Annotated in this window: 6 protein-coding genes, 1 tRNA gene and 2 pseudogenes; 4 read left to right on the top strand and 5 right to left on the bottom strand. The window is 44.0% G+C overall.

Annotation, left to right across the window (positions count from 1 at the left end):
- Window positions 1-136: 136 nt before the first annotated feature.
- A pseudogene (locus R7E78_RS31215) lies at window positions 137-637 on the top strand (recombinase family protein); the annotation flags it as partial.
- A 516-nt stretch (window positions 638-1,153) separates the two neighbouring features.
- On the opposite strand, the gene R7E78_RS21925 reads toward R7E78_RS31215, so the two are convergent.
- Window positions 1,154-1,244 (bottom strand) — tRNA-Ser (locus R7E78_RS21925).
- A 329-nt stretch (window positions 1,245-1,573) separates the two neighbouring features.
- Between R7E78_RS21925 and R7E78_RS21920 the strand changes: the two genes are divergently transcribed.
- Complete coding sequence (locus tag R7E78_RS21920; protein ID WP_005386198.1) at window positions 1,574-2,254, top strand: MaoC family dehydratase; 681 nt, start codon at window positions 1,574-1,576, stop codon at window positions 2,252-2,254.
- Between the two features lie 63 nt (window positions 2,255-2,317).
- On the opposite strand, the gene R7E78_RS21915 is transcribed toward R7E78_RS21920, so the two are convergent.
- Entirely contained in the window at window positions 2,318-3,142 is an 825-nt protein-coding gene (locus tag R7E78_RS21915; RefSeq protein WP_158155297.1) for a phosphate ABC transporter substrate-binding protein, read from the bottom strand.
- Window positions 3,143-3,408: 266 nt separating this feature from the next.
- Between R7E78_RS21915 and R7E78_RS21910 the strand changes: the two genes are divergently transcribed.
- Window positions 3,409-3,762: a DUF3024 domain-containing protein gene (locus tag R7E78_RS21910; protein WP_017635751.1), complete on the top strand. Its 354-nt coding sequence runs from the start codon at window positions 3,409-3,411 to the stop codon at window positions 3,760-3,762.
- Between the two features lie 33 nt (window positions 3,763-3,795).
- On the opposite strand, the gene R7E78_RS21905 is transcribed toward R7E78_RS21910, so the two are convergent.
- The gene (locus tag R7E78_RS21905) at window positions 3,796-4,605 is read right to left on the bottom strand and encodes an AraC family transcriptional regulator (RefSeq protein ID WP_053303736.1); all 810 of its coding nucleotides are present in this window, start codon (window positions 4,603-4,605) and stop codon (window positions 3,796-3,798) included.
- Between the two features lie 71 nt (window positions 4,606-4,676).
- Window positions 4,677-6,680: an exoribonuclease II gene (gene rnb / locus R7E78_RS21900; RefSeq protein WP_005375678.1), complete on the bottom strand. Its 2,004-nt coding sequence runs from the start codon at window positions 6,678-6,680 to the stop codon at window positions 4,677-4,679.
- A gap of 413 nt (window positions 6,681-7,093) precedes the next feature.
- On the opposite strand from rnb, the gene R7E78_RS21895 reads away from it, so the two are divergent.
- The gene (locus R7E78_RS21895) at window positions 7,094-9,013 is read left to right on the top strand and encodes a DEAD/DEAH box helicase (protein ID WP_182038370.1); all 1,920 of its coding nucleotides are present in this window, start codon (window positions 7,094-7,096) and stop codon (window positions 9,011-9,013) included.
- 71 nt (window positions 9,014-9,084) lie between these two features.
- Here R7E78_RS21895 and R7E78_RS31210 read toward each other — a convergent pair.
- Window positions 9,085-9,333 (bottom strand): annotated as a pseudogene (locus tag R7E78_RS31210) (EAL domain-containing protein); the annotation flags it as partial.
- Window positions 9,334-9,363 lie beyond the last annotated feature (30 nt).

The following is a 9,363-nucleotide window of genomic DNA, read 5'->3' as shown; positions in this document are numbered from 1 at the left end:
TGAAACTCAGTATATTGTATAAAAGTCGGTCAACTTTAGGAGGTTTGGTTTCTCGTCTGAATTACGCAACAAAGCCCCGTTGGGCTATCGTTCTGTTAAGTGTGAAGAAGGTAAAAAGAACACAAGAAAAAAACTAGTGATTGTTGAAGAAGAAGCTGCGGTAGTTCGTAAGATATTCGAGTTATCCCTTACGGGGACTAGTGGTAAAGGCTTGGGCATAAAAGCTATAGCTGATTTTCTCAATCGGCATGGTTTTAAGTACCGAGGGAGTAGTTGGTCAAACAATACCGTGCACAAAATACTCACATCAACAACATATTACGGCGAATTTGTGTTTCGTAAAAAGACTGATAGTCCGATCGTAATATCTGTGCCAGCAATAATCGACAAGAACAAATTCATTGAAGTAAGAAAGTCCTTAAAAGAGCGAGATGCTCAGCAATTGTGGGTAAAGGCAATTCGTTCAAACAACCTTTTGACAGGGCTACTGAAATGCGGGATTTGCGGCGGTGGTATGACAGTTTGTTCTGGTAAATCGGGTCGTTACAAATATTACGCGTGTACAAAAAAGCTCAAGAAGAGCGTAGACCTTTGTCAATCTAAATGGGTACCAAAACAAGAACTAGACCAGCTAGTTGAATCTACGATCATTGAACACGTTATCAACGTTACTAATATTCAGGCAATAATTGATGAAGTAAAGACTGAGTTGCTCAGCGGCAGAGAGCGGCATAAAGGCAGTCTCTTAAGACTTACTCGAAAGCAAAGAGCTATAGAGCAAAAGTTGGAAAGCACTTATGAGCAAGTTGCACTGAGAGAGTCCCTTCTAGACGACTCTTATGCTAGCTATATTGAAAGTCTCCAAACTCAAAGAGCTGACATAAAAAAAGAAATTCAGTATATAAAATCTCAAGATAGGCTGCCAATTCGAAGGTTTGGTGAAAAGCATGTAGAGGCATTTTCGAGCTCAATAGTAGAACTTATCCAGACAAAGGATGAGGAAGCGAAGAAAGTACTGTTCTCGAATCTATTGAGAGATGTAACTGTTTATGCGGATAACATCGTGATGTCAGGCTCAAAGCTAAAGATGTTGTCTATGGTGTCAAAAATGAAAGGGGGCACCAGTAACCTGGTGCCCCCTTTCATATCAAATTGGCGGAGAGATAGGGATTTGAACCCTAGATACGCTATTAACGTATGCCGGTTTTCAAGACCGGTGCTTTCAACCACTCAGCCATCTCTCCGTTGTGGGCGGTATAATAAGGAGCATAGTCCAACTTGTAAAGTGCTGAATTATAATAGAAGTACTGTTTGCTTGTTTTATGATCACTGATGTGATGTTGGACAGTTTGAAAACGGAGTGAAAAAGGGACAAAAAGTACCAATTTGTAGAGTTTTTACTTTATATTGGCGCACGTCAATAAAATGGTGTTTTATTGTTATCTTGCTGATATATAAGACATAACATGCTTTTAGGGTACATGTGTTCGCCCGAAAGTATTTGCAAGACTTTGTGAACTAATTCAAAATTAACTGGTATAGCCAGTTGTGCTTAGAATTCTTAAGGGTGTTTATGAAGGTCACAAATCTATTTAAAGACAAAGTTGATGCGATTTCTGCTCATCAATCCGAGTTTATGAATTGGATGTCTCCAACGTTACGCGATTATTGGAGTGACTTTTTGGGGAAAGCTCAAAATAGCTTTCTTTTCTCAAAAGTTCGTGATCACCAGCAGCCAGCCGTCAACGAAGAAGTTGCACCTCAACCTGCACCGATCGTAATGGCACCTGAGGCTCAAAAGCTTTATGACGAGTTAAGTGAAAAAATTGGCGAAGTTATTCACACTGGTGATTGGGTTCATGTGTCTCAAGAACGTATTAACCAATTTGGTGCGGTAACGGAAGACATGCAATGGATTCATACTGATCCAGAGCGTGCTTCAACTGAATCTCCATTTAAGACAACTATCGCTCATGGCTTTTTAACATTAGCATTGCTGCCTAAACTGACGGATTCAGTCGATCCAGAAAAGCCAATGTTCCCAACAGCTAAAATGGTAGTTAATTTGGGTTTAAACCAAGTTCGTTTCCCTTACCCTGTCAAAGCAGGCAATAATGTTCGTGCAGTCAGCACGTTAACAAAAGTAACGCCAATCAAAAAAGGTTTGGAGATTGAGCGCGAAATTAAAGTGGAAATTGAAGGTATTCGTCGACCTGGTGCGGTTGTGGTCTCTGTAATTCAACTGCATTTCTAATTCCGAAACCGGAGAGAACACTACATAGGAAAAGAGAGCATCAAGGTGCTCTCTTTTTTATTTTTACTGATTAAAGTTTTTTACTGGCGTATAACCGTAATCTGCAATCGCTTTTTGTCCCTGCTCTGAACGAAGGAAAGCGATAAAACCTTTACCTGCATCGCTAATCTTATCTACTTTGTATAGCACTAGGAATGGTCGCGCCAACTTGTACTTATGATTGCTAATGTTTGTCGACGTTGGGTCAATACCATCTAACTGAATCGCCTTGATCGAGCGATCTACTGACCCTACAGAGATAAAACCAATGGCGCGAGTGTTATGGTTCACAATGGTTTTTACCATGCTGTTGCTGTTTACAACCAAGTTGTTTGGGCTGATATCCGAGACAAGGCGATCATTAACGATTTTGGTTAGTCCCAGCAAGCTTTCGAAGCTGTAACGTGAACCTGAAGACGCTTCTCTAGTAACCACCGCGATAGGCTGATCTGTGCCCCCGACCTCTTTCCAATTCTTAATCTTACCTTTGTAAATATCAAACAGCTGTTGCTGAGAAAGGTTTTCTACAGAGTTGGTACGGTTTACAACAACAGCGAGGCCATCATAAGCGATAGGGTATACATTGAGATCTTCACCTTTTTCGCTTTCAGTCAGATAGCGAGAGCTCATGCCTATTTCGGCTACTCCTTTATTGACCATGGTGATACCAGCACTCGAACCAATGCCCTGAACAGCAACGTAATCGTCTGGGTGTGTTTTGTTGTATTCCTCAGCAAGTACATCCATCACACGAGCAACCGAAGTTGAACCCGAGATGTTGATTTCTTTTGCAATGGTAGGGAGGGAGACTGCTATGGCCAATAACGTCGCCACAGTAAAACGTAACATATTAAACTCCATATACGGGATAAAGCAGAGTTTATGATATTGCGTTCAGGTTACACTTTTGTGAACTGTTAGCGCTAAACAGGGGAATTGTTTCTAGTCAAGAGGTGATGGAGCTAGCGTTTCCAAGTGGATTGAGATGATAATCTGGGCAAATGATAATATAGCTATCTTATACTTGAGTTAGGTAGATAACTACCATCGGTGATGATGTAAAGGCTATATACTAGGATCGACAGCTCTAACTATCATCCATCGGGAGAACGTTGATGTCAGTGTCCCAAATGGCGACAAGTCGTTTATACAAATCAGTTCAATCGCTCTGCTCTGCGCGTAATGCTAACTTGCCTGTCGAACAGGGCAAGTGCCTCTATGAGCTAGTAGAAAATGGCGTTGAGCTTCATCGGGCGCATTTTCTCCTCGACTCCCAGCATAGCGAGTATACTTCTCCCGTCGCGAAGATCATGTTTGATGAGGACAACCAACTTTGGTATTTCTATGTTCCCACATATCACAACGAGCTGTTAAGGTGGGTGCCTTATAAGCCACTTCCATTTAGCCGAATGCTTGAGGACTTACTCAACGAGTTGGAGCGCGATCCTCAAGCGTGTTTTTGGGAATAGGGCGAGCCCAACGGATGCGAATGCCGACATGATTTATACTTTAGGCCTAACAACTTGGTTTCTAAAGTCTTTGGGGGTCATGTTGTAAACGGATTTAAATGCTGTACTGAAATGCGCTGCACTTTTAAAACCAGACTCAAACGCTATTTCTGTTATTGATTTTTCTGACTTGCGCAGTTGGGTTGCTGCGAAGTTTATCCGTTTCACCTTTAATATCTGAGAAAACGAAAGATCATCTGCGGCGAGGCGACGTTTTAAGGTTGCGATGGACATGCTCATATGAGCCGCTAAGCCTTCTAGCGTGATGTCTTTTTCAATATTACCCTCAATGTACTTAATGGCTTTTTGAGAGTCGCTCAGGCTACTTGCATCATCTATGATAGATAGGATGTTTGGCTCTACCTCAACCATCAACGACAGCAATGCCATTGCGATATGGCTTTGTGTGTAGTCTGGAGCATTGCGACTCGCTAACTTAACCAACATGTCCTTCAATTGTGCTACTTCGCTACTGGATTGCGTTGAAAAAGGATAGAAGCGCCTTTCTTCCGTTTTGGAACGTAGCATCGGGTGCGCTTTCTTAAAGTCACAGAATATATTTGGATTGAAGACTAAAGCCAGTGCTTTAAAGCCTCCGTCACTAGAGACGGCTTCTGCATTGCTCAGATCTGCGGAGTTATAGAGTGTGAAATCTCCGGCTTTAAGTTCAAATTGCTCACCATTAGGTTGATGAACTAATAGGGCACCTTCTTCAACAATATATAACCCATTATGTGTTGCAGTGTAACGCTCACTTTTGCGCGCAGTGAAGTGATTAAAGCGAATGATCTCAATGTTCGGCATACTCGTTCTTATCGTTTTACATAACAAATAAAAAAGGCGCTCAATAGAGCGCCTTTTAACTTCATTCGGTATTATTCACTTACAGTCTGTTCTGTTTGTGCTGCTGGTTGTTCAGCGAATACCTGGGTTGGCTTTGCAACTAAACTGCGGTTTTCTTGGTTTACGTCCGTAAGGACAATTTCCAATGTATCCCCAAGTTTGTATACGACCTCTTTATCGATAGAGATGGTACCGTTGTCGCCATTGCACTCAATTCTTTCTTTATTATCAAGAATTAGTGCACCAGGAATAAAGGCTGCTGCGCCATTTTCGAGAAGTCGGACACGTGCGCCTGCACGATTAATATCGAAAATCTCACCTGTGAAACAAGTTTTCTTGCTCGGCTCATCAGCAAGCGTGCGTGCATATAGCCAATCTGAGACATTTCGCTCAGCGATTTTATGATGTTTACGATGTAGAGCTAGCTCTTCGCCTACTTGGTCATCTGGTTTTTGTACGGGTTCTTTACCAAGGATGACGGCCTTCAACATACGGTGGTTGATCATATCACCGTATTTACGAATTGGTGATGTCCAAGTTGCATAGATGTCTAAACCCATTGCGTAATGAGGCAGAGGCTGATTACCCACTTCACTGTATGCTTGGAACTTACGAATACGGTTATCTAGATAAGACGTTTCTTGAGCTGCCAACCAGCGGCGCAACGCAGCAAAGCCTTCTAGTGTAGCAATAGACTCCGCTGTGAACTCCAACTGGCCTTCTGGATTGACAAGTTGAACCACTTCTTCAATCTTCTCGTTCTTGATACCTGCATGCGTATTGAAGACACCTGTTTCAAATTTATCGCGTAATGTACGACCTGCACAGATGTTTGCGGTAATCATGGATTCTTCAACAAGACGGTTTGCACTGCGGCGCATGTCTGCGTGGATAGCAATTACATCGTTATCTTCACTGAGCTCAAAACGGTAGTCAGGACGATCAGGGAAGACCACTGCGTTTTTCTCACGCCATTCAGCGCGAGCAAGAGAGAACTCATAAAGATCACGAACGATGGTCGCGATCTCTTCAGATGGCTGCCATGCTTCAGAGCTGCCGTTTTCTAACCAATCAGACACGTGATCGTATGCTAGGCGTGCATGTGATTTGATGTTTGCCGCGAAGAATTTAATATCGTCGCCAATCACACCATCTTTACTTACCATTACGGTACAGCAAATAGCAGGGCGGGTTTCACCTTCAATCAGAGAACATAGGTTGTCCGCTAAATCGCGAGGTAGCATCGGGATGTTGCGGCCTGGAAGATAAATAGTATAGCCACGCTCACGCGCTACTTTATCCATTTCATCTTCAGGTGTGATGTAGGCGGTTGGGTCCGCAATAGCGATGGTTAGTTCGAAATCGCCAGATACGGTTTTCTTCGCGTACAGCGCATCGTCCATATCTTTAGTCGATTCACCGTCGATAGTGACGAATGGAACATGAGTCATGTCTACGCGTTCTAGCTCCGCGTCGTCTTTCAGTTCCCAGTTATCGATGCCTGCTGGCTCAGAGTTTGGTAGATCGTTTTGAGCAAGCGTTACCCACCAAGGCGCAATTTTATCATTCGCGTCAGTGATTTTTTCAGAAATTTCTACGAAGAAAGAGTTATCACCTTTTAGAGGGTGGCGAATAAGATGTGCGACAACCCAATCACCTTCGGCGAACTCGTCAGGTTTTAGACCTTTCTTTAGTTTCGCTTTAAGAGATAGCTTTTTAAGCTGTGGGTGATCAGGTGCTACGTTGAGCTTGCCTTTGAACATTTTTACTCGACCAATAAAGCGAGTCACGGCTTGTTCTAGCAGCTCTTGTGGCTCTGCAACTTCGCGTTCATTTTCGGTGCGGATAATGGCGATGACTTTGTCACCGTGCATGCACTTTTTCATGTACGCAGGCGGGATGAAGAAGCTCGTCTTACTGTCCACTTCCAAAAAGCCAAAGCCTTTATCTGTGGCTTTTATTGAGCCTTCTTTTTTAGGCAGGTTTTCTTGGATTTGCTGCTTAAGCTGAGCGAGTAGTGGGTTATCTTGAAACATCTTTTCTTAAATTACCTATGGAGTTGGGCACACTATAATCATTGCGAGCTATTATTACTACCTGTGGAGCGTAATTTCGCCGTGAATTTTGCCAATTTAACCACGAGAAATTGGCTTAAATATTGATGAAATTCTCATCTGTGAGCTACGCGAATCTACGGGGAATGGTAGGACTGGTGGAAAAATATGCTAAAAATACCATTGTTGAGAATAAATTGTGATGTAATTCAATTTTTTCTGGATTTTTTTATGCTTTTAAGGAATAATCCGCCTCCCTTAGTCGTCCCTAATGGCTTATCGCGGTTGTGTACTGTGCTGTGTTCCCGTCTGAATGGAATCAGTATCTGGATGGATCAGTATCGAATTGGAAGAGCATATGGGACTGTTTTTTTGTTTAATTAAGTAGGATCCCAATGCAAGATTCTGTTATTCAATTCAGTGATTTATCTCTGAATGATTCTATCCTTTCTGCTCTAGACGGAATGGGTTTCGTGTCACCAACTCCAATTCAGGCTGCGGCAATCCCACACCTATTGGAAGGTGCTGACGCGCTGGGTAAAGCTCAAACAGGTACAGGTAAAACAGCAGCGTTCTCTCTGCCTCTTCTCAACAAACTCGATCTAAACCAACGCAAACCGCAAGCGATTGTACTTGCTCCGACTCGTGAGCTGGCAATTCAGGTTGCAGCGGAAATGAAAAACCTTGGTAAAAATATCAAAGGTTTGAAAGTTCTAGAGATTTACGGTGGCGCATCTATTGTCGACCAAATGCGTGCTCTTAAAAGTGGCGCTCATGTAGTTGTCGGTACTCCAGGCCGTGTTCAAGATCTTATCAATCGCGAACGTCTACACCTAGACGAAGTTAGTACTTTCGTTCTTGATGAAGCAGACGAAATGCTAAACATGGGTTTCGTAGATGACGTAACTGCGATCATGGAGCACGCTCCAGAGTCAGCACAACGCGTTCTGTTTTCTGCAACTATGCCTCCAATGCTGAAGAAGATCGTTGAACGTTTCCTTCGTGACCCTGTAACGGTTGACGTAGCTGGTAAAAACCACACTGTAGACAAAGTTCAACAACAGTTCTGGGTAGTGAAAGGTGTAGAGAAAGATGAAGCAATGTCTCGTCTTCTTGAAACTGAAGAAACTGACGCGTCAATCGTATTCGTACGTACTCGTCAAGATACTGAGCGTCTGGCTGACTGGCTATCTGCACGTGGCTTCAAAGCAGCTGCACTGCACGGTGACATTCCTCAGTCTCTACGTGAACGTACTGTTGATCACATCAAACAAGGTGTTATTGACATCCTAGTTGCAACTGATGTTGTAGCTCGTGGTCTTGACGTTCCACGTATTACGCACGTATTTAACTACGACATCCCATTTGATGTTGAGTCATACATCCACCGTATCGGTCGTACTGGCCGTGCTGGACGTAAAGGTAAAGCGATCCTTCTAGTTCGCACTAACCAAATTCGTATGCTTCGCACTATCGAGCGTGTAACTAAGTCATCTATGGAAGAAATCCAACTTCCTCTACGTGACCAAGTTGCTGAAGCTCGTCTAGCTAAGCTAGGCGCTGAGCTTGAAGCAGAGAAAGAGCACAAAGCACTAGACAAATTTGCTGAGCTGGTAGAGAAACTACAAACTTCTCTAGACATCGACCCAGCAACACTTGCTGCTATGCTTCTTAAGCGTCAGCAAGGCAAACGTCCTCTGTTCTACATTGGCGAAGACCCAATGGTTGAAGCAATTGAGCGTGACAAGCAACGTCGTAAAGAGCGCCGTGAAGGTGGTCGCGATGGCGGTCGTAACTTCAACAACCAAGACTGGGATACTTACCAGCTTCAAGTTGGTCGTGAGCAAGGCGTTCAAGTTAAAGACATCGTTGGCGCTCTAGCAAACGAACTAGGTCTAGGTAAAGGTTCTATCGGTGCGATCAAACTAGCTCAAGGGCACACATTCGTACAGCTACCTAAAGCAATGACTTCAGACGCGGCGAACAAGCTAAGCAAACTACGTATCCGTCAACAAGATGTTGGTGCTGTAGTATGTGACTTCGATGATTTCCGCGAGTCTCGTGGTGGTCGCCGTGACGGTGGTCGTCGCGATGGTGGTCGTCGTGATGGCGGTGGTTACCGTGGCAACCGCGAAGGCGGCAATCGTGGTGGTGATCGTCGTGAAGGCGGTCGTCGCGAAGGTGGCTTCCGCGGTAACCGTGACGGCAATCGCGAAGGTGGCGAACGTCGTTTCGATCGCAACCGTGGTGGTGATCACCGTGGTGCACATCGTGGTGAACGTGGTCACGGTCGTGGCCGTCGTACAGACGCATAATCACGAGTGATTAAAGCGACGGTTTAAGTTGCACACAAAGAATTGAAAGCCGAGCAAAGCGCTCGGCTTTTTTATGCGCGTCTAATACGGTTTTGCTTTTCATCGTGTTTGTTTACCCAACTTATTACTTCGTCTAAGGGCAGGGCAGGACAGAACAAGTAACCCTGAATGATGTCACAGCCTCGACTTCTCAAAAAATGCAGTGTGTCCATGTCTTGAACGCCTTCTGCTACGACCGAATACCCTAATCCATGTGCTAGCGCAATCGTGTTCTCAACGATAGAGCGGGAGCCTTCAGTGCGGCTTGCTGTGAAAAGAAATTAACCAGCTTACCTTGAAACGTATTATCA

The sequence above is a fragment of the Vibrio sp. YT-19(2023) genome, assembly GCF_033337395.1.
This window is presented reverse-complemented; position numbering and strand designations above follow the sequence as displayed.